17 protein-coding genes are annotated in these 20,238 nt (G+C 64.4%); 16 read left to right on the top strand and 1 reads right to left on the bottom strand.

The window, feature by feature from the left end; genetic code table 11:
- Positions 1–107 precede the first annotated feature (107 nt).
- On the bottom strand, positions 108–863 hold the full coding sequence (locus HV793_RS11905; protein WP_054456655.1) for an RNA polymerase sigma factor FliA: 756 nt from the start codon (positions 861–863) through the stop codon (positions 108–110).
- Positions 864–1,294: 431 nt separating this feature from the next.
- Between HV793_RS11905 and flhD the strand changes: the two genes are divergently transcribed.
- From flhD to flhF, 16 genes are all read left to right on the top strand, one after another.
- Positions 1,295–1,618, top strand: a complete 324-nt coding sequence (gene flhD / locus HV793_RS11910) for a flagellar transcriptional regulator FlhD (protein ID WP_013393369.1) — start codon at positions 1,295–1,297, stop codon at positions 1,616–1,618.
- A 32-nt stretch (positions 1,619–1,650) separates the two neighbouring features.
- Positions 1,651–2,232, top strand: coding sequence for a flagellar transcriptional regulator FlhC (flhC, locus tag HV793_RS11915; protein ID WP_118934083.1), 582 nt, complete (start codon positions 1,651–1,653; stop codon positions 2,230–2,232).
- Between the two features lie 118 nt (positions 2,233–2,350).
- The gene (motA, locus tag HV793_RS11920) at positions 2,351–3,226 is read left to right on the top strand and encodes a flagellar motor stator protein MotA (protein WP_054456657.1); all 876 of its coding nucleotides are present in this window, start codon (positions 2,351–2,353) and stop codon (positions 3,224–3,226) included.
- 11 nt (positions 3,227–3,237) lie between these two features.
- A complete protein-coding gene (gene motB, locus HV793_RS11925; protein WP_054456658.1) occupies positions 3,238–4,227 on the top strand; it encodes a flagellar motor protein MotB in 990 nt (329 codons plus the stop codon).
- Between the two features lie 2 nt (positions 4,228–4,229).
- Positions 4,230–4,610, top strand: coding sequence for a response regulator (locus tag HV793_RS11930; RefSeq protein WP_054456659.1), 381 nt, complete (start codon positions 4,230–4,232; stop codon positions 4,608–4,610).
- Between the two features lie 29 nt (positions 4,611–4,639).
- Positions 4,640–6,760 carry a chemotaxis protein CheA gene (gene cheA, locus HV793_RS11935; RefSeq protein ID WP_119451935.1) on the top strand — a complete coding sequence of 707 codons (2,121 nt, stop codon included), beginning with the start codon at positions 4,640–4,642 and terminating at the stop codon, positions 6,758–6,760.
- Positions 6,761–6,776: 16 nt separating this feature from the next.
- A complete protein-coding gene (cheW, locus tag HV793_RS11940) occupies positions 6,777–7,277 on the top strand; it encodes a chemotaxis protein CheW (protein ID WP_054456661.1) in 501 nt (166 codons plus the stop codon).
- A 90-nt stretch (positions 7,278–7,367) separates the two neighbouring features.
- Complete coding sequence (locus HV793_RS11945) at positions 7,368–9,071, top strand: methyl-accepting chemotaxis protein (RefSeq protein ID WP_119451937.1); 1,704 nt, start codon at positions 7,368–7,370, stop codon at positions 9,069–9,071.
- Positions 9,072–9,079: 8 nt separating this feature from the next.
- Positions 9,080–9,937, top strand: a complete 858-nt coding sequence (locus HV793_RS11950) for a CheR family methyltransferase (RefSeq protein WP_054456662.1) — start codon at positions 9,080–9,082, stop codon at positions 9,935–9,937.
- A gap of 19 nt (positions 9,938–9,956) precedes the next feature.
- Positions 9,957–11,015: a protein-glutamate methylesterase/protein-glutamine glutaminase gene (locus HV793_RS11955; protein WP_013393378.1), complete on the top strand. Its 1,059-nt coding sequence runs from the start codon at positions 9,957–9,959 to the stop codon at positions 11,013–11,015.
- 50 nt (positions 11,016–11,065) lie between these two features.
- Positions 11,066–11,455 carry a chemotaxis response regulator CheY gene (cheY, locus tag HV793_RS11960; RefSeq protein ID WP_175213233.1) on the top strand — a complete coding sequence of 130 codons (390 nt, stop codon included), beginning with the start codon at positions 11,066–11,068 and terminating at the stop codon, positions 11,453–11,455.
- 8 nt (positions 11,456–11,463) lie between these two features.
- The gene (cheZ, locus tag HV793_RS11965; protein WP_054456663.1) at positions 11,464–12,096 is read left to right on the top strand and encodes a protein phosphatase CheZ; all 633 of its coding nucleotides are present in this window, start codon (positions 11,464–11,466) and stop codon (positions 12,094–12,096) included.
- Between the two features lie 220 nt (positions 12,097–12,316).
- Positions 12,317–13,864, top strand: a complete 1,548-nt coding sequence (locus HV793_RS11970; RefSeq protein WP_244958636.1) for a methyl-accepting chemotaxis protein — start codon at positions 12,317–12,319, stop codon at positions 13,862–13,864.
- A 185-nt stretch (positions 13,865–14,049) separates the two neighbouring features.
- Positions 14,050–15,204 (top strand): flagellar biosynthesis protein FlhB, encoded by a 1,155-nt coding sequence (flhB, locus tag HV793_RS11975; protein ID WP_054456664.1) that lies wholly within the window; start codon positions 14,050–14,052, stop codon positions 15,202–15,204.
- A 3-nt stretch (positions 15,205–15,207) separates the two neighbouring features.
- Positions 15,208–17,328: a flagellar biosynthesis protein FlhA gene (gene flhA / locus HV793_RS11980; protein WP_119452092.1), complete on the top strand. Its 2,121-nt coding sequence runs from the start codon at positions 15,208–15,210 to the stop codon at positions 17,326–17,328.
- Positions 17,325–20,132: a flagellar biosynthesis GTPase FlhF gene (gene flhF, locus HV793_RS11985; RefSeq protein ID WP_175213234.1), complete on the top strand. Its 2,808-nt coding sequence runs from the start codon at positions 17,325–17,327 to the stop codon at positions 20,130–20,132. The genes flhA and flhF overlap by 4 nt, the downstream gene beginning before the upstream one ends.
- Positions 20,133–20,238: the final 106 nt, after the last annotated feature.

Consider the following 20,238-nt stretch of genomic DNA (forward strand, 5'->3'; position numbering starts at 1 on the left):
CTCTAGGCGTCGCGCAATAAGAAACGGACGCGAGGCGCGTCCGTCATGTCTAGGGGCTTTCGTGGCCAGGGGCGTACGGCAAGGGTGTCTCGCCGCCCGGCGTCCTTCTATATCACCTGCGCAATCTGTCCATCCTGGGGCAATTCCTGCCAAGCCTGTTCCTTCAGCTTCGCCCGTATCCGCGCCGTCGCCTGCGACCTCAGTTGGCACACCCGTGCCTCGGTCACATTCAGGATCGCGCCGATTTCCTTCAGGTTCAGTCCTTGCTCGTAGCAAAGTGACAACAGCAACTTTTCACGCTCGGGCAGGGCGTCGATCGCGTGGATCAGCGCCTGGCGGAAGTCCCCGGCCAGCAGGGAATCCAGCGGATTGCCGCCGGCCGCGCCATGGTTCAGGGTGGCCGCCCAGTCGGATTGACCGCCAGCCGAGTCGGGCTCGGTGGTGAAGTCTTCGTAGTGCACGATCTGCACGCCCTGGGCGTCGTGCAACAGTGTTTGATAGTCACCCAGGGGCATGTCGAGCTGTTGCGCGATTTCTGCTTCGGTTGGCGCGCGCATTAAACGCTGTTCGAGTTGCTGGATGGCCTGCTCGATCTTGCGCGCCTTGGCGCGCACGCTGCGAGGCAGCCAATCCTGTCCGCGCAATTCGTCCAGCATCGCGCCGCGGATGCGGGTGGTGGCGTAGGTCTCGAATTGGGCGTCGGCCGTTTCCTGGTAGCGGCGCACGGCATCGAGCAGGCCGATCATGCCGGCCTGGATCAGGTCGTCGAGCTCTACGCTGGCGGGTAGCCGGGCGAGCAATTGCAGGGCCAGCTTCCGCACTAGCGGGGCATATTCGACCAGGCTGTCATCTGCGTGAGGCATTGCGGGAGTGTCGGGCGGTGTCCATCGTGGCGCGTGGTCTGTTGTTGTCAATTTGCGACATTGTCGACAAACGCGCGGCGGCGCTAAAGCTAGGTGGATTTAGTGATCTGCAAGCTGCCATTGTCGGCAAACAACACCGTTTCATTCCTCAAAGTACGCAATGTTTTGAATGCTTATTTGCCAAATTGACGTAAATTCGTCTGAAATTTATATGTCAAGGTGTATCGGAAACGGTAAGTTGCGCAACATCAACAAAGTTTTGTCATATAAGTCATAGAAAATGACATCAGCTGTGGTAAATTTTACTTAAATTGCGAACAAATGATACATTTCGCATCAAAGCGGGATGTATCGAACGTAATGGCAACGGAATTCCGGTGCTTTTGCTTACACAAGCCCCCATCGGCGGGATAGGGAATAGGGAGTTGGGCGTGCAACAAGTCGAAAATTCATTGCTGACAGACATTCGCGAAGTGAATCTGTCCTATTTGTTACTGGCACAGCGCATGCTGCGCGACGACTACGCGGCGTCGATGTTCCGCCTGGGATTCAGCAATGAAGTTGCTGACATCCTCATGCGCCTTTCGCCGGCGCAATTGGTCAAGCTCGCAAGCTCCAGCTCGTTGCTGTGCCGCTTCCGCTTCGATGACTACAGCCTGTTGTCCGCGCTGACCCATGACGTTCTGGGCGGTGCGCTGCAGCAAGCGCACGCAACCATCCTGCTGGCCAAGCAGCCTGTCGAAGAATTGGCCTGACGGCCTGATCATTCCATCCGGAAGCACGTGTAATGGCCACCAAGAGCGTTTCGCAGGAAGCGGATGACATTCTGCTAGCCAGCTCCATGATCACTTTGGGAGCCCGGCTGCAGGTGCTGGAGGCTGAAACCAGCCTCAGCCATGACCGCCTGGCGCGCCTGTACCGCGAAATCCGCGGCTGCTCGCCACCCAAGGGCATGCTGCCCTTTTCGGTTGACTGGTTCATGACCTGGCTGCCGAACATCCATTCCTCGCTCTTCTACAACGTGTATTCGTTCCTGAATACGCGCACCAGCAGCAAGGGCATACGCGCCACCATCGACGCCTATCGCCTCTATCTCGAAAACGCCGGCACCGATGCCGCCGAAGGTGCAGAGCCCGTCCTGAGCTTCACGCGCGCCTGGATGCTGGTGCGCTTTTTTGATAGCGGCATGCTGCAAATGTCCGCCTGCCGCCAATGCGGGGGGCATTTCATCGCCCATGCCCATGATCCCCAGTCGGATTTCGTGTGCGCGATCTGCCGGCCGCCACCCCGCGCCGGCAAGACGCGCGCTGCGGCCAAGGCGCGCTCCGGCACCCGCCCCGCACCCGTTGCGAATGCCGCCCGGCTCTGACCGGCGGTATTCAAATACATCAAAAGCCCTGGAAAACCCCCCGTAACCCGCCTTTTTGGGTCGGGGGGAACAGGGGATCATTGACGCCAGTTTTAGACTTCGTTGGCAGGGGCCTGATGTGTTGATTGTTATCGGTTTTCTCGTGGTGGCCGTGTCGGTCGTCGGCAGCTTCATAGCGCTGGGCGGCCATTTGGGCGCGCTATACCAGCCGTTCGAGCTCACGCTGATTTTCGGGGCGGCTTTTGGTGCCTTCCTCGCCAGCAACAGCAAGAAGTCGTTGATGCTGGTCAAGTCCGCCTTGCCCGACGCCTTGAAAAGCTCGCGCTACGGCAAGGACGTGTACATGGAGCTGATGGCGCTCTTGTACGTGCTGCTGAACAAGGCACGCCGCGAGGGCCTCATGGCTATCGAATCGCATATCGAAGACCCGGAATCCAGTCCGATCTTCAGCGAGTACCCCCGCATCGCCAAAGACGCCAAGCTGATGGAGTTCATCACGGACTACCTGCGCATCATGATCAGCGGCAACATGAGCTCGTTCGAAATCGAGACGCTCATGGACGAGGAAATCGAAACCTACCGCCATGAGCGCGAAGTTCCTGTGCGCGCGCTGCAGCAAATGGCCGATGGCCTGCCGGCCTTCGGTATCGTGGCCGCCGTGCTGGGCGTGATCAAGGCGCTGGCCGCCGTGGACCAGCCTCCGGCGATCCTGGGCGACCTGATTTCCAAGGCCATGGTGGGCACGTTCCTGGGTATTCTGCTGGCCTACGGCTTCGTGGGGCCGCTGGCGTCGCGCATCGAGCGCCGCAGCGATGAGGCCACCAAGGTGCTGGAATGCATCAAGACCACGCTGCTGGCCAGCATGAACGGCTATCCGCCCCAGCTGGCCGTGGAGTTCGGCCGCAAGGTGCTGTTCTCTGCAGTGCGTCCGACCTTTGGTGAGCTGGAAGAGCACGTCCGGCAAGCCAAGTCCACCGCCACCGGCAAGGCCTGACGGAGCGGGCCATGAGCACGGTAAACAACCACCGTGTGGTGATCCGCCGCAAGAAGGTCCACGGCGGCGGGCACCACGGCGGCAGCTGGAAGATCGCGTACGCAGACTTCATCACGGCGATGATGGCGTTCTTCCTGGTGATGTGGCTGATCAGCGTGGTCCCGCGCGAAGAGCTCAAGGGCATTGCGGAGTACTTCCGCATGCCATTGCGCGTCGCCATTACGGGTGGGCCCAGCAGTTCGGCCGAGACCAGCGCGGTTCCAGGAGGCGGCAGGGATCCCTTGCGCAGCGAGGGCGATGTACGCCGCGCGCAGGGCAACCGCGTCGAGGCCCAGCCCATGGGCGACGCCGAACGCCGCGAACAGCATCGCCTGGAAAATCTGAAAAAGCGGCTCGAAAACGTCATCGAGACCAGTCCGGTGCTGAAGAGCTTCAGGCCGCAGTTGCTGATCGACCTGACTACGGAGGGTCTGCGCATCCAGATCATCGACAACCAGAACCGTCCGATGTTCGCCACCGGCCGCGCGGAAGTGCAGCCTTACATGCGCGACATCCTCAGGGAACTGGGGCCGGTCCTGAATGAATTGCCCAACAAGGTCAGCATCTCCGGCCACACCGACGCCTCGCAATACGCTCGCGGAGAGCGCGCCTATAGCAATTGGGAGCTGTCGGCCGACCGCGCCAATGCGTCGCGCCAGGAGCTGGTGGCGGGCGGAATGAACGAAAGCAAGGTCCTGCGCATCCAGGGGCTGTCGTCCAGCATGAGCCTGGTTAAAGATGACCCGTATGCGGCCGTTAATAGACGTATCAGCCTTGTGGTGCTCAACCAGAGCACCCAGCGGCGCATCGAAAGCGAGAACGCCGCGGCTGCGGACGTCAGCGCCAAGGATGCCCGAGAGGTAGGAACGGCGGTGGAAGCGGCGCAAGCCGCGGCCCAGGCCACGACGGCAACCAAACCAGGCGAGGCGGAGAGCAACCCGCCCGCGGAAGGGGTTCGATAGCAATGGCTGCAACGATTCTTGTGGCGGACGACTCGGCGACGATGCGCATGATCGTCCAGGCGACGTTGACGGGCGCGGGATGGAAAGTCCTGACGGCCGGCAATGGCCAGGAAGCGCTGGAATTGGCCAAGAGCCACCCGGTGGACCTGGTGGTCAGCGACTGGAACATGCCGGTCATGGGCGGTCTGGAGCTGATCCAGGGACTGCGCCAAGAGGACGAGTACCTGGACGTGCCGGTCTTGGTGTTGACCACCGAGGACGACGTGGACAGCAAGATGGCCGCCCGGGATCTGGGGGTCTGTGGCTGGCTTTCCAAGCCGGTCGACCCGGATGTGCTGGTGGAATTGGCGTCTGAACTGCTCGACGAGCAGGCCGGCGCGTAAGCAAGTTCATTTTTGAAGGCGTACGGGTCATGAGTTCTGGTTTGGACCTCAGTCAGTTTTACGAGACCTTTTTCGACGAGGCGGACGAGCTGCTCGCGCAGATGGAGCAGCTGCTGCTCGAGCTGGATGTGGGCGCGCCCGACATCGAACAGCTCAACGCGATCTTCCGCGCCGCCCACTCGATCAAGGGTGGGGCGGCCACCTTCGGCTGCTTCACTCAGCTGGCGGGCACGACCCATTTGCTGGAAAACCTCCTGGATGCGATCCGTCGCGGCGAAATGGCGCTGCGTACGGACATGATCGATATTTTCTTGGAAACGAAAGACGTGCTCAAAAGCCAACTGGATGCCTATCGGGCCTCCGAAGAGCCCGATGAAGCCGTGTTTGAGCGTATCTGCGCCGTACTGAGGCAGCTTGCGCTGGAGCATAAGGATCCCGCCGCGGCAGCCGCGCCGGCCGAGGCCCCTGCACCCGTGGCAGCGCCGGTTCCGGCCCCGGCTCCCGTGATCGCCCCGGCGCCTGCCCCCGAGCCCGCCGCGCAAGCGCCGGCAGCGGAAGCCGGCAGCTTGCCTCTGCGTGTGCGGATCACCAAGGTTTCGGACAAGGACGCCGCCTCCCTCCTCGAGGAAATGGGCAATCTCGGCAACGTCAAGGCCAGCGAACGCGCCGACGGCGCCCTGACCGTCTGGATGGACAGCACCTGCACGCCAGACGATATCGAGGCAGTATGCTGCTTCATCGTCGACGGCGACCAGCTGGAAATCAGCCGCGAAGCTGCTCCGGCGGGCGTAACGCAGGCTGCTGCTCCAATTGCGGCTGCGACGCCCGCGCCGGCTCCCGCACAGACGGCGCCCGAAGCGCCGGCCGTCGCCGAGTCGGCTGCGGCCGCCGAGGCCATCACACAGTCCACCCGCGCGGCCCGGCCCGCTGCGGCAGCTCCGGCGCACGCGGACAAGGAATCCACCTCGATCCGCGTCGGCGTCGAAAAGGTCGACCAGGTCATCAACTTGGTGGGCGAACTGGTCATTACCCAAGCCATGCTGGCCCAGACCGCATCCACGCTGGATCCGGTGCTGCACGACCGCCTGCTCAATGGCATGGAACAGCTTGAGCGCAATGCCCGCGACCTGCAGGAAGCGGTCATGTCCATCCGCATGATGCCGATGGATTACGTGTTCAGCCGCTTCCCACGCCTGGTGCGCGACATCGCCAGCAAGATGGGCAAGCAGATCGAACTGCAAACCCACGGCCGCGCAACGGAACTGGACAAGAGCCTGATCGAACGCATCATCGATCCGCTGACCCACCTGGTGCGCAACAGCCTGGACCACGGCATCGAGACGCCCGAAAAGCGCGTCGCCGCTGGCAAGGACCCCGTCGGACAGCTGGTGCTGTCGGCCCAGCACAACGGCGGCAACATCGTCATTGAAGTCAGCGACGACGGCGGCGGGCTGAACCGCGACAAGATCCTGAAGAAGGCGATCGCCCAGGGCCTGCCCGTCAACGAGAATTCGCCGGACGACGAAATCTGGCAGCTGATCTTTGCGCCGGGCTTTTCCACCGCCGAAAAGGTGACGGACATCTCCGGCCGAGGCGTGGGCATGGACGTGGTGCGCCGGAACATCCAGGACATGGGCGGCCACGTGCAGCTGTCGTGCGAGCCGGGCAACGGCACCACGACGCGCATCGTCCTGCCGCTGACGCTGGCCATTCTGGACGGCATGTCGGTGCGCGTTGGCGAGGAAACCTTCATCCTGCCGCTGAACCATGTAACCGAATCGCTGCAGCCCACCAATGACCAGATCTACTCGGTGGCGGGCAACGAGCGCGTGATGCACGTGCGCGGCGAGTACCTGCCGCTGGTCGAAATGCACCGGGTGTTCTCGGTCAGCGACGCCCAGACCGATCCCACGCAGGCCATCGCGGTCATCATGCAAGCCGAGGACCGCCGGTTTGCGTTGCTGGTGGATCACCTGATCGGCCAGCACCAGGTGGTGGTGAAGAATCTGGAATCGAATTACCGCAAGGTGCCGGGCATTTCCGCCGCGACCATCCTGGGCGATGGCAGCGTGGCCCTGATCGTCGACGTATTTGCGCTTGCGCGCGCCAACCGCGAGCGTTGGTCGCAGCCCGAAGCCATTCTGAATTGATGGAGAAATAAACCTCATGGCAGCCAAACCGCAAGCGCAAGCCGCGCGCAATGAAGATGTCGGCAGCGAGTTCCTGGTCTTTACGCTGGGCGACGAAGAGTACGGCATCGACATCCTGAAGGTGCAGGAGATCCGCGGCTACGACGCCGACACGGTCACCCGCATCGCGAATGTTCCGCCGTTCATCAAGGGCGTGACGAACCTGCGCGGCATCATCGTGCCCATCGTCGACCTGCGCATCAAGTTCAATCTGGGCCGCGTCGACTACAACGAGCAGACCGTGGTCATCATCCTGAACCTCGACCGCCGCGTCGTCGGCATCGTGGTGGATGGCGTGTCCGATGTGCTGATGCTCAATTCGGGCCAGATCCGCCCGGCGCCGGAATTCGGCGCCACTTTGTCCACCGAGTACCTGACGGGCCTGGGCACGGTGGACGAACGCATGCTGATCCTGGTGGATATTGAAAAAATGATGACCAGCGACGAAATGGCGCTGGTGGAGAAGGTCGCGTCCTGATCGGAACGGCCTGCTGGGAGGTAAAAGCGCCATATTGAACCCAATGTGGCGCTTTCCTTTAACGACTTCAATCTGGGAGTGGTTCTTGTGATGCGCAAGTTCTTCGCAAACATGACGATACGCAGCAGCCTGTTGTGGGTGCTGGCGTTTTTCTCATTCATGTTGGTGATAGGGGCCGCGTTGGGCGTGCTGTCCCTGCGCATCAGCAATGGCACCCTGGCGCAGATCAAGCAATCGCAAGAGCTGGATGACGCGGTCGGCCGCGTGGTCTCCAGCTACAAGGACACCATGACTGGCCTGGGCCGCGCGGCCGCCGCCAACTATGCGGACATCGTGAAGAGCGTGGGGCAGCCCACCTTGCTGACCCAGGGCTTGTCCTCCGAGGCGGCTGGCCTGCTGGAGCGGGCCAAGGCCTCCATGAACAAGGGGCAGGCCGAGTACGAGTATTACAAGAGCCTGGCTCGGCCCGCCGAAGCGGCCGACGCCCTGAAAGAAATCGACGAATCCTATGACGCGCTGGTCCGGCAAGGGCTGACGCCGCTGGTGGCCGCCTTGGAAAAGGCGGACATGCCTGCCTACCAGAAGCAAGTCCAGACAGTACAGGACGCTCTCGAGGGCCGGTACGCGCGCGCCATCGAAGGCTTTGATTTCTGGCGCGCCAGCAAGACGCTGGATGCGCACGAAGTGGCACAGGTGCGCTACCAGTTCGTCCTGATGGCAGTCGCCGCCGGCGGCGTGATCGCCGCGCTGCTGGTGTTCGCCACCTATGTGTTCCTGCGTCGCCGCGTGCTGCTGCCGCTGAAGGAAGCCGGTCATCACTTCGACCGCATCGCCGGTGGCGACCTCACCGCCCGCGTGGACGCGCGCAATACCAACGAAATCGGCCAGCTGTTCGCCGCCTTGAAGCGCATGCAGGAAAGCCTGACCCGCACCGTGGCGTCAGTGCGCCGCGGCGTGGATGAGATCAACGTCGGTTCGCACGAGATCGCGGCGGGTAATACGGACCTGTCCAGCCGCACCGAGCAGCAAGCGGCCTCGCTGGAAGAAACCGCGGCTTCGATGGAAGAGCTGGCCTCTACCGTCAAGCAGAACGCCGACAATGCGCGCCAGGCCAACCAGCTGGCGGCCAGCGCCTCGGACGTGGCAGAGCGCGGCGGTTCGGCGGTGTCGGAAGTGGTCCACACCATGCAGGAAATTTCGGCAAGTTCGCGCAAGATTTCCGAGATTGTGTCCGTGATCGACGGCATTGCCTTCCAGACCAACATCCTGGCGCTGAATGCAGCGGTGGAAGCAGCCCGAGCGGGCGAGCAGGGCAAAGGCTTTGCCGTGGTGGCAGGCGAAGTGCGCTCGTTGGCGCAGCGCAGCGCCCAGGCGGCCAAGGAAATCAAGGGCCTGATCGAGGATTCCGTGACCAAGGTAGGCGCGGGCTCGCAGCAGGTGGAGCGCGCCGGCTCGACGATGCAGGAGATCGTGGCCTCGGTGAAGCGCGTGACGGACATCATGGGCGAGATCTCGGCGGCGTCCGAAGAGCAGTCCAGCGGCATCGAGCAGGTCAACCGTGCCGTGTCGCAGATGGACGAGGTGACGCAGCAGAACGCGGCGCTGGTGGAAGAGGCTGCAGCAGCTGCGGGTTCTCTGCAGGAGCAGGCGCAGCGCCTGGCCGAAGCGGTGTCCGTGTTCAAAATCAACGTGGGTGAGGTCATCGAGGTTCCGGCCCAGCGCCTGTCGTCGGCGCGTTCCGCCGGTGACGACACCCGCTTGCAGGCGCCTGACGCGCTTGCGCTTGGGCACTGAGGATCGCAGTGGCTACAGCAGCGGCAACCCAGGCGCCGTCCATTTCGGTGGAACGCCAATTCGATTTTCGCGACGCGGACTTTTCGCGCGTGCGCAAGATGATTCACGCCTATGCGGGAATTTCGTTGGGCACGCACAAGCGCGAAATGGTCTACAGCCGGCTTGCCCGGCGCCTCCGCGCGCTGGGCATGCAGGATTTCGGCAGCTATCTGGACCAGCTTGAAAACGAACCGAATGCGGCCGAGTGGGAAGATTTCGTCAACGCATTGACGACCAACCTGACCGCCTTCTTCCGCGAATCGCATCACTTCCCCATCTTGGCTGACTTTGCCAAACGGCGCGGCGGCCCGGTGTCGGTGTGGTGCTGTGCGGCCTCCACCGGGGAAGAACCGTATTCCATCGCCATGACGCTGGTGGAAGCGCTGGGCCCTCGGGCCAGTGCAAGTTCGGTGCTGGCCACCGATATCGACACCAATGTGCTCACCCGTGCGCGCGCGGGGGTCTACCCGGCCGAGCGCGTGGACAAAATGGATAGCGAGCGTCTGCGGCGCTTCTTCTTGAAAGGCCGGGGCGCCAACGAAGGGCAGGTCCGGGTGCGTCCCGAGATCGCCGACATGGTCCGATACGAGACGCTGAACCTGTTGGCGCCGACGTGGCAGATCAACGAACAGTTTGATGTGATCTTCTGTCGCAACGTCATGATTTATTTCGACAAACCTACCCAGGCGAGGATCCTGGAACGGTTTGTGCCGCTGCTCAAGCCGGGTGGCTTGCTGTTTGCTGGCCATTCCGAGAACTTCACCTATATCAGCCGGGACTTTCGTCTGCGCGGGCAGACTGTCTATGAATGCGCGGGCAGGTCCTGAGCGGGCCGAGGCAGCAAAAATGAAGAAAATTAGCGTTTTGTGTGTGGACGATTCGGCGTTGGTGCGTGGCCTGATGACCGAGATCATCAACAGCCAGCCGGACATGGAGGTGGTCGCAACCGCGCCCGATCCGCTGGTGGCACGCGAACTCATCAAGCGCCATAACCCCGATGTGCTGACGCTGGACGTGGAAATGCCCCGCATGGACGGGCTGGATTTCCTGGAAAAACTGATGCGCCTGCGGCCCATGCCGGTGGTGATGGTGTCGTCGCTGACCGAGCGCGGCGGCGAAATCACGTTGCGGGCCCTGGAACTGGGCGCGATCGACTTCGTCACCAAGCCCAAGCTGGGCATCCGCGACGGCCTGCTCGAATACACCGAGATCATCGCCGACAAGATACGCGCCGCCTCGCGCGCCAAGCTGCGCGCGCCAGCAGCGCACGCCGCGCCCGCCGCACCCGCGCCCATGTTGCGCCGTCCGCTGTCCAGCTCGGAAAAGCTGGTCATCGTCGGCGCGTCCACGGGCGGCACGGAAGCGATCCGCGAGGTGCTGCAGCCGTTGCCGCCCGACAGCCCGGCCATCCTGATCACCCAACACATGCCGGCGGGCTTCACGCGCTCCTTTGCGCAACGCCTGGATGCCCTGTGTGCGGTGACGGTCCGTGAAGCCGTGCACGGCGACCGCGTGTTGCCCGGGCACGTTTATCTGGCGCCGGGCGGTGACATGCACATGCGTCTGGGCCGCAGCGGTGCCAACTACGTGATCGAGCTTGAAGCCAGCGAACCCGTCAACCGCCATCGCCCGTCGGTGGACGTGCTGTTCAACTCGGCGGCCGTCGCCGCGGGCAAGAACGCCATCGGCGTGATCCTGACCGGCATGGGCAAGGACGGCGCGGCCGGCATGCTGGCCATGCACCGCGCGGGCGCCCACACGATTGCGCAGGACGAGGCCAGCTGCGTCGTCTTCGGTATGCCCCGCGAAGCTATCGCCTTGGGCGCCGCGGATGAAGTGGTTTCGTTGTCGGCGATAAGCGAACGCATTCTGACTCGCCTGGGCGATCGCGGGCACCGCGTCTGACGCGCAAGGCTCCCCGATCGGTCCAAGCTAAATTTTTTCTGGAGTAGAAGATGGTAGACAAGGGCCTGAAGATTCTGGTGGTGGATGACTTCCCCACCATGCGGCGGATCATCCGCAACCTGCTCAAAGAGCTGGGTTTCGAGAACGTGGATGAGGCCGAAGACGGCGCCATCGGCCTGGAAAAGCTGCGCAACGGCGGTTTCCAGTTCGTGGTGTCGGACTGGAACATGCCCAATCTCGACGGCCTGGAGATGCTCAAGCAGATCCGCGCCGACGCGACGCTGGCCTCGCTGCCCGTGCTGATGGTGACGGCCGAGGCCAAGAAGGAAAACATCGTTGCCGCGGCCCAGGCCGGCGCCAACGGTTATGTGGTCAAGCCTTTCACGGCGGCGACGCTGGAAGAGAAGCTCAACAAGATCTTCGAGAAAATCGCCGGTTGAGGTGAGCCATGAGCACGACGGAACATGAGAGCCCGGGCGAATCCCCCGACCTGATCCACCGCATCGCGTCGCTGACGCGCATGCTGCGCGACAGCATGCGCGAACTGGGGCTGGATCAGGCCATCAAGGACGCAGCCAACGCCATTCCCGATGCCCGCGACCGTCTGCGCTACGTGGCGCAGATGACGGAGCAGGCCGCCAACCGCGTCTTGAACGCCACCGAGCAGGCCGGCCCCATCCAGGATGGCCTGTCGCGCTCGGCGCAGGCGCTGGATGCGCGCTGGCAGCAGTGGTACGACCAGCCCCTGGAATTGCCCGAGGCGCGCGAGCTTGTGAAGGACACGCGCGCCTACCTGCAGGATGTGCCGAAGCAGGCGCAGCAGACGCAATCCCAGCTGATGGAAATCATCATGGCGCAGGATTTCCAGGACCTCACGGGCCAGGTCATCATGCGCATGATGGACGTGGTCGGCGCGATCGAGCGTGAACTGCTGCAGGTGCTGCTGGACAACGTCCCGCAAGAACGCCGCGACGAAGCCAACAGCCTGCTCAACGGGCCGCAGATCAGTCCGCAAGGCAAGACCGACGTAGTGACCAGCCAGGACCAGGTCGACGACCTGCTGGCCAGCCTGGGCTTCTAGCCGGGAGCCGCGCCGCCGGACAGGGACTCCGGCGGTGCATTTTCCGGGTGGTGCCGCCCGCGCATGAAGGTAGTCCCTAAGGGCGCAAAGCGCGCCTCGTGGATAGACTCCCCTCCAAAACAATAATCAGGGGCCGTGCAGCGTGAATCATGGCGCGCAATGCGCGCCAGGCAACGGATGCCCATAGAAGGCGATCCGGGCCGGCACAAGGAGATTGATCATGGCCAGATCCGTATTCCGCCTGGGCGGCATGTGGCGGTTGTTGCGGCGGCTCAATCGCGGCGACGCGACCCTGTCGGAACGTACGCTATCCATCAGCCCGGCCGTTTGGCCGCTGTACGGTTTCATGGCGCGCATACGCAGCCGCATCATGACCGTACGCCAATCCAGCATCGAAATCGCGCTGAACGCCGCCCGCACGCAGTTCCAGGCGGGCCATTGTTCGATCCTGGCACAGGAGCAGGCGCGGGCCGCGGAAGCGCTCGCGGCCAGCGGCGCGCAAATCGCCGCGTTGTCGACGTCAACCTCCACCCATGCGCGCGAGATTGCCGAGGTGTCAGGGCAAAATCTGCACGCGGCGCAGCAGGCGCTGGCCGAACTGTCCGACGTCAAGGCGCGGGTGGAGCGCATGACGCGGGAGATGGCTTCATTCACCGAGGTGGTCGGTCAACTGACAGACCGCGCCCACTCCGTTGGCGACATCAGCAAGCTGATCAAGGAGATCGCCTTGCAGACTCAGCTCCTGGCCTTGAACGCCGGGGTCGAGGCGGCCCGGGCAGGGGATGCGGGACGGGGTTTCGCCGTGGTCGCCAGCGAGGTCGGGCGGCTGGCCGAACGCGTGAACTCGGCCACCAGCGATATCGGCCGGCATACCGCCGAGATGTTGGAGCTGGTGGAGACGACTCAGCATCAGACCGGGACACTGCGCGAGGACGTAAACGCTTCCGGCGCAGTGCTGGATCGGACATGCTCCGGCTTTGAGCGTTTCGTGCGCGACTTCGACAGCATGAACCGTCAGGTCGGCGACGTCGTTCAAGCCATTGGCGAGGTGGACTCGACCAACCACGGCATGAGCGAGGAGGTGGGCCGGATCGCCGCGTTGAGCGCCGACGTGTTGAAACGCGTCGGCAGCATGTCCGGCGAGATCGACCGCATCCGCCGCCAGACGGAGAGCGTGCAGGAGGTGCTGGCCGACATGCGCACCGGCAATACCGCCTTCGATGGCCTGTCCCAGGCTGTCGAAGCCTTCCGCGACGCCGCTGTCAACCTGCTGGAAGACGCCAGGAGCCGCGGCGCCGACGTGTTCGACCGCCACTACCGGCGCATTCCCGGCAGCGAACCTGCGCGCTACCACACCAGTTACGACCGGCAGATCGATGAGACCGTGACGCAGTTGCTTGATAGCGTGCTGGATGGCGTGCCGGGCGGAATCTACACGATCCTGGTGGACGGCCGGGGTTACGCGCCGGCCCACAATCGCCGCTTTTCGCAAGCGCCTACCGGGGATCCGAAGCAGGACATCCTGCGAGTGCGCAACAAGCGCATCTTCGATGATCCGGTGGGCTTGCGCCTGGCGACCAATACCGGCGGGATGCTGCTGCAGACCTATTCCCGCGATACGGGCGAAATCGTCAATGACATTTCCATCCCGGTCTATCTGGGGTCGGAACATTGGGGCGCGGTGCGGATCGGCCTGGACTTCAACCGCTTCCAGGCGGCGGCCGGAGAGGGCGAGGCAGACCGGCTGGCGGTCGCCACAGGCCACTGACGTGGCTGGGCTGCCCGGGCTGGGGGCGTTCCGAGCGAGCCTGGAGCGCGCCGCCTGAAACGCATCCGGGAATAGCGCCGCTTTCCCCCCGTTTCTTGGCTTATCGCCAGACCCCGGGGCCTCCTAGAATCTCGGCGGGCAGCTCGTAATTCCAGAATCCGCGAGCCGCAACGACACCGCAGAGCATGGCCGAAGAAAGCGACCTCGAAAAAACCGAAGCCGCCTCTCCCAGGCGCCTGGAAAAGGCGCGCGAGGAGGGGCAGATTGCGCGTTCCCGCGAGTTGGGAACGTTCATGATGCTGGCGGCGGGCGTGGGCGCCATCTGGGTGGGCGGCAGCTCGCTCTACCGGACCCTGAGTGGCGTGTTGCGCAACGGCCTGGCGTTCGATCAGCGCATCGTTCTCGATCCCGGCGTGATGGTCGAGCGTGCGGTGGAGGGTTTCGGCCAGGCCCTGCTGGTGCTGTTGCCGATTTTCGGGCTGTTGGCTGTCATCGCCGTGTTGTCCAGCGTGCTTTTGGGCGGCATCGTCATCTCGGGCAAGCCCCTGCAGTTCAATTTCTCCAAGCTCAGCCCCATTTCCGGGGTGAAGCGGATGTTCTCGTCACAGACGGTGGTGGAGCTCATCAAGGCGCTGGCCAAGGCCGCGCTGGTCGGCGGCGTGGCGGTCTGGGTCATATGGCGCTACCACGACGACATGCTCAGCCTGATGCACGTGGCGCCGTCGGCGGCGCTGATCAAGGCGCTGACGCTGGTAGCGATGTGCTGCGCCTTCATCGTGGCGTCGCTGATGATCATCGTCATGCTGGACGTGCCGTGGCAGATCTGGAGCCACCTGAAGAAGCTGCGCATGTCCAAGGAAGACGTGCGCCAGGAACACAAGGAAAGCGAAGGCGACCCTCACGTGAAGGCGCGCATTCGGCAGCAGCAGCGCCAGGCGGCGCGCCGCCGCATGATGGCAGAGGTGCCGAAGGCGGACGTGGTGGTCACCAACCCCACGCACTACGCCGTGGCCCTGAAGTACGACGAGGAAAAGAGCGGCGCGCCGCGGGTGCTGGCCAAGGGTACGGGCCTGATCGCAGCCAAGATCCGCGAGCTTGCCGCCGAGAACCGCATCCCCACATTGGAAGCGCCGCCCTTGGCGCGCGCATTGCATCAACACGTGGAGCTTGGGCAGGAAATCCCGTCCGAACTCTACACCGCGGTGGCAGAAGTGCTGGCGTGGGTCTTCCAGCTGCGCTCCTGGCGGGCCGGTTGGGGCGCCGAGCCGACGGCCCCGACCCGGTTGCCCGTGCCGGTCGAGCTGGACCCGCAAGCCAAAACCGCAGCACAAGGAGCTTAAGGAATGAGCGCTTTGCTCACCATGTTGAAAAGTAACGGGGCCACGCATGCGCGGCTGCTGGCAGGGCCCATCCTGATCGTGATGGTGCTGGGCATGATGGTTTTGCCCCTGCCCACGTTCCTGCTCGACCTGCTGTTCACCTTCAACATCGCGTTGTCCGTGATGATCCTGCTGGTGGCCATGTTTACGCGCAAGCCGCTGGATTTCGCGGCATTTCCGGCCGTGCTGCTGTTCGCCACGCTGCTGCGCCTGTCGTTGAACGTCGCCTCCACCCGCGTGGTGCTGCTCCATGGCCACACCGGGCCCGACGCCGCGGGCAAGGTCATCGAGGCCTTCGGCCACTTCCTGGTCGGCGGCAACTTCGCCGTGGGGATCATCGTCTTCGTGATCCTGACCATCATCAACTTCATCGTCATCACCAAGGGCGCGGGCCGTATCGCCGAAGTGGGCGCGCGCTTCACCCTGGACGCGATGCCGGGCAAGCAGATGGCGATCGACGCGGACCTGAACGCGGGCCTGATCGGCGAAGACGAGGCGCGCAAGCGACGCGCGGAAGTCTCCCAGGAATCCGACTTCTTCGGCTCGATGGACGGCGCCAGCAAGTTTGTGCGCGGCGACGCCATCGCCGGCCTGCTGATCATGGCGATCAACATCATCGGCGGCCTGATCGTGGGCGTCGCCCAGCATGACATGTCGATGGGTGATTCGGCGCGCGTCTACACGCTGCTGACCATCGGCGACGGCCTGGTGGCCCAGATCCCGGCGCTGGTGATCTCGACCGCGGCGGGCGTGGTGGTGTCGCGCGTTTCGACCGACCAGGACATCGGCCAGCAGATTCTCAGCCAGCTGTTCTCCAACCCCAGCGTGCTGTTCCTGACCGCCGGTATCGTCGGCATCATGGGCCTGATCCCCAATATGCCGCACGTTGCATTCCTGACCCTGGCCGGCGCGCTGGCCTGGGGCGGCTGGATGCTGTACAAGCGACAAACCGCGGCAGCGGCCGCGGCGGCCGAGGTGCCGCCACAGGCGATTACTCAGGCACAGGCCGCGGCGGCCGAGGCCAGTTGGGACGACGTGTCCATGGTGGACCAGCTAGGCCTTGAGGTCGGCTATCGCCTGATCCCGCTGGTGGACCACGCCCAGAATGGTGAACTGCTGCACCGCATCCGCAGCCTGCGCAAGAAATTCGCGCAGGACGTAGGCTTTTTGCCCCCGGTCGTGCATATCCGCGACAACCTGGAGCTCAAGCCCAACGATTACCGCATCCTGCTGTCCGGCGTGGAGGTCGGTCACGGCGTCGCCATGCCTGGCCAGTGGCTGGCCATCGACCCTGGCGGCGTGACTGTGCAGATCAAGGGCACGCCCACGACTGATCCCGCCTTCGGCTTGCCGGCGCTGTGGATCGACGGCAGTCTGCGCGATCAGGCGCAGGTGGCGGGCTATACGGTGGTCGATGCAGGTACCGTGGTCGCTACCCATCTGAATCACCTGATGCATCGTCACGGTTCCAATCTGCTGGGCCGCCAGGAAGTGCAGCAATTGTTGGACCGCATTGGACGCGATGCGCCCAAGCTGGTCGAAGATCTGGTGCCCAAGACCCTGTCGCTCACGGCATTGCAGAAGGTATTGCAGGGCCTGCTGTCGGAAGAGGTGCCGATCCGCGATATGCGCACCATCATCGACACCTTGTCCGAGCACGGTCCGCGCCTGGCGGCGCTGGCCGCGGGTACGGGCAGCCAGCCCGACATCAACGAACTGATCGCGCTGACGCGCCGTTCGCTGGGCCGCGCCATCACGCAGCAATGGTTCCCTGGAGAGGGCGAGCTGCGGGTGATTGGCCTGGACGTGAAGCTTGAGCGTGTGCTTTCGCAGGCGATGACGACCAGCGGCGGCCTGGAACCCGGGCTGGCAGATACCTTGCTGCGCGAAGCGCAGGCTGCGGTCGAACGCCAGGAATCGCAGGGCAACGCGCCGGTGCTGCTGGTGTCTCCAGTCTTGCGTGCGCCTTTGTCGCGCTTCCTGCGGCACCATTTGCCGCAGCTGGGCGTGTTGTCGAATACGGAAATACCCGATGAGCGCATGGTGCGTGTGACCGCGCTGATCGGCGGAGGTAATGGGGCATGAAGATAAGCCGATTTTTTGGAGCGAATAGCCGCGATGTGATGCGCCAGGTCCGGCAGGTGCTGGGCCCGGACGCGCTGATCGTGTCGAACCGCAGCGTCGATGGCGGTGTGGAGGTGCTGGCCACCGTCGAAGGCGCTTTTGACGATGCCGGCCATGAGGCCGCGCCGCGCCAGGACGCCGCGCCCGTCCGGCCGCCCGAAGCGCTGCCGCCTGCGGGCATGCGCTTCGATCTGCCTGAGCAGGCAGGGCGCGCGTCCACGCCTGTAATGCCGCAGGGCGGATATGCGACGCCGTCGCGTTCGATCGCCGCATACCAGACCGCCTACGCCTCTTCGACGCAGCCTGAAGATGAGACACCCCAGGTTGCTCCGATAGCGCCCCAGCCGGTGGCGCCCGTGCGGGTTGAATTGCCATCGCTGCCGCCGTTGCGCCAGGTCCCCGCAGATCAGTCCGCCGCATCCGCTGCCGCGCCTGGCGCTCCTGCCGCATCGTCCGCATATGCTTCCGCGCCGGCAGGGTTGGTCCCGGCGGTACCTGTAGCCTATGCGGGCCAGCCGGCAAGCGCGGCTCCAGCGCCTGCGGCCTATACGCCGTCCGCGCCCCAACCGGCACCCGCGCCTGCCATGGCCCGCATGCCGGACGCGCCGTTGCGCCAGCCGCCAGTTTTGCCCTCTGCTGCCATGCCGGCCGACGCCGCAGCCGGACTGCAGGACGCCATCAGCGCGCTGCGCGGCGCTTTGGAAAGCCGCATGGATGGCCTGCTCTGGGGCGGCCGCCAAGGGCCAGGCCGGGAACCCGCGGGCGCGGCTCTGTTCCGCAGCCTGCTGGATGCGGGGTTCAGCACCAAGCTGGTGCGCACGCTGGTGGAGCGCCTGCCGGAAGGAATGACGACGGAAGCGGCGCTGAGCTGGGCCCGCAACGAACTGGTGACCCACCTGCCCGTGCTGCGTTCCGAGGATGAGTTCCTGGCTGGCGGCGTATATGCCCTGGTCGGTCCGACCGGTGTGGGCAAGACGACCACGCTGGCCAAGCTGGCCGCACGCTGCGTGGCGCGCGAGGGCCGCGAGCAGGTCGCGATGCTGACCACCGACAATTTCCGGATCGGCGCGCTGGAACAGCTGCAGATCTACGGACGCCTGATGGGCGTGCCCGCCCACTCCGTGCGCGACGCGGGCGAGTTGCGCCGCATCCTGGCTGAACTGGGCAGCCGCAAGATCGTGCTGATCGATACCACCGGCATCAGCCAGCGCGATCGCCAGGTGGCGGAACAGGCAGCCATGCTGTGCAACGCGGGCAAACCCGTGCGCCGGCTACTGGTGCTCAACGCGGCCAGTCAAGGCGACACGCTGGATGAAGTGGCGCATGCATATCGCAATGGCGTGGGCGAGGATGTCGCCGGTTGCATCATTACCAAGCTGGACGAGGCTACGCGCCTGGGCGCGGCGCTGGATACGGCCATCCGTCATCGCTTGCCCATCCATTACATGTCGGTCGGGCAGAAAGTGCCGGAACACATGGAGCTGGCCCGCGCCGACGTGCTGATCGACCGCGCCTTCTCGATGGTCGAGCGCGCCCGCGCGCTGTACACCCCTAGCGAGGCAGACCTCGCGACGCTGGTGTCCGCGTCGCGGGAGCCGGAAAGCGTGGATCCAGCGCGCAAGCGGCAATTGCTGGCGTCCGCCATCCTGCGTCCGCAAGGCGGTGCGGGGTCCATCGAGGCCGCGCAGAACCTGGACGACGCGATCGCCTGGCTGGAAAGCGATCCCGCCTGCGTGCAGGCTCGCGCATCCTGGCGCGGCTATGTCGGCGACAGTTCGGGCGCGAGCGTAGCCGCCCTGGGCGATGACCCCTTGGCGATGGTGCGTCGAGAGTTTTCCGCGGTTTGCGGACGGCACCTGCTTGCCATGCATGGCAAGACCGCCATGAAGGGGGAGGGCCTCCCGGGTGGGGCCTTGCTGGGCACGCTGCTGATGAGTGATCGCGGCACGGCTTTGGCGGCACCAGCGCAGCAATTGGTGCTGCCGCACGGCCTGTTGTCCTCCTTTGCGCCAGCGGCGCCGGCCCAGCCGGACGCGGCCCTGGCGCTAGAGGCGCGAGTGGCCTGGCTGGCCGAGAAACTGGCGCGCGTCCCGGTCGTACACATGCTGGAAACCGGTACTTCCGCCTTGTGGCCAGCTTTGAACGAGCAGGGCGTTGCCTGGGTTGCGCGCAGCGCTGGCGGGCAGCGCGTCATCCAGGATGACTGCCCGACCAATCTGAATGCCGTGGGCAAGAGCGTGGGCTATCTGCCCGTCGGCCAACCTGGCGATATGCCGGGGCTGCACAGCGTCCAGGGCAGCAAGCGCGTGCCCCTGGCGTTGTGGGCCTCAGGTACGGAAGTGATCCTGCCGGGCCGCAACGGTGGCGAGCCCGTCCGGCTGGTCTGCGCCCGGCTGATCGACACGGTCAGTGGTGAGGTGGCCGGACAGTTGTTCGGCATGACCAATCTGCCCGCGTCCCAAGCGGATGCCGCCACCGTGGCGCGCTGGCTGGTGCTGCAGGATGAGGCCAAGGCGGGGTTCCGCTATATGGCGAATGCGTGGCAGGCTTTGCCGGCGGTGGACGGCGCTCATGCCTTGGCGCGCCAATCGCTAATGGCCGGCCAGATGGGCGCGGCATGTTGGCAGCTGGCGCATACGCCGGCAGCGGAAGTGCTGCGCGGCCCCCTGTCGGGCATCATGGGAACGGATCGCAAGCTGTCCGGGCGCATGTTGCCGGTGGCTTTGCTGAAGATGTATGCGATGCTGGAAATGACGGCGGGGTGACGACGGCCGTTGTTGCAGTGGCTTTGCGCAAATATGTGATGGGTTGCGCGCGATAGGGAGGTGGGATCTTGCGCGCGAACTGGCGCGCTTTACCCATCCTGCCAGA

This window comes from Achromobacter aegrifaciens (genome assembly GCF_902859965.1).
Classification (GTDB): domain Bacteria; phylum Pseudomonadota; class Gammaproteobacteria; order Burkholderiales; family Burkholderiaceae_B; genus Achromobacter; species Achromobacter aegrifaciens.

What these genes read in the sequence shown, in the direction of transcription:
- cheZ (WP_054456663.1), top strand. Translation starts at nt 11,464, where the DNA reads ATGAGCACGACGGAACATGAGAGCCCGGGCGAATCCCCCGACCTGATC.
- HV793_RS11945 (WP_119451937.1), top strand. Translation starts at nt 7,368, where the DNA reads ATGCGCAAGTTCTTCGCAAACATGACGATACGCAGCAGCCTGTTGTGG.
- HV793_RS11970 (WP_244958636.1), top strand. Translation starts at nt 12,317, where the DNA reads ATGGCCAGATCCGTATTCCGCCTGGGCGGCATGTGGCGGTTGTTGCGG.
- flhA (WP_119452092.1), top strand. Translation starts at nt 15,208, where the DNA reads ATGAGCGCTTTGCTCACCATGTTGAAAAGTAACGGGGCCACGCATGCG.
- flhB (WP_054456664.1), top strand. Translation starts at nt 14,050, where the DNA reads ATGGCCGAAGAAAGCGACCTCGAAAAAACCGAAGCCGCCTCTCCCAGG.
- HV793_RS11955 (WP_013393378.1), top strand. Translation starts at nt 9,957, where the DNA reads ATGAAGAAAATTAGCGTTTTGTGTGTGGACGATTCGGCGTTGGTGCGT.
- cheY (WP_175213233.1), top strand. Translation starts at nt 11,066, where the DNA reads ATGGTAGACAAGGGCCTGAAGATTCTGGTGGTGGATGACTTCCCCACC.
- HV793_RS11930 (WP_054456659.1), top strand. Translation starts at nt 4,230, where the DNA reads ATGGCTGCAACGATTCTTGTGGCGGACGACTCGGCGACGATGCGCATG.
- flhF (WP_175213234.1), top strand. Translation starts at nt 17,325, where the DNA reads ATGAAGATAAGCCGATTTTTTGGAGCGAATAGCCGCGATGTGATGCGC.
- motB (WP_054456658.1), top strand. Translation starts at nt 3,238, where the DNA reads ATGAGCACGGTAAACAACCACCGTGTGGTGATCCGCCGCAAGAAGGTC.
- HV793_RS11905 (WP_054456655.1), bottom strand. Translation starts at nt 863, where the DNA reads ATGCCTCACGCAGATGACAGCCTGGTCGAATATGCCCCGCTAGTGCGG.
- cheA (WP_119451935.1), top strand. Translation starts at nt 4,640, where the DNA reads ATGAGTTCTGGTTTGGACCTCAGTCAGTTTTACGAGACCTTTTTCGAC.
- cheW (WP_054456661.1), top strand. Translation starts at nt 6,777, where the DNA reads ATGGCAGCCAAACCGCAAGCGCAAGCCGCGCGCAATGAAGATGTCGGC.
- flhC (WP_118934083.1), top strand. Translation starts at nt 1,651, where the DNA reads ATGGCCACCAAGAGCGTTTCGCAGGAAGCGGATGACATTCTGCTAGCC.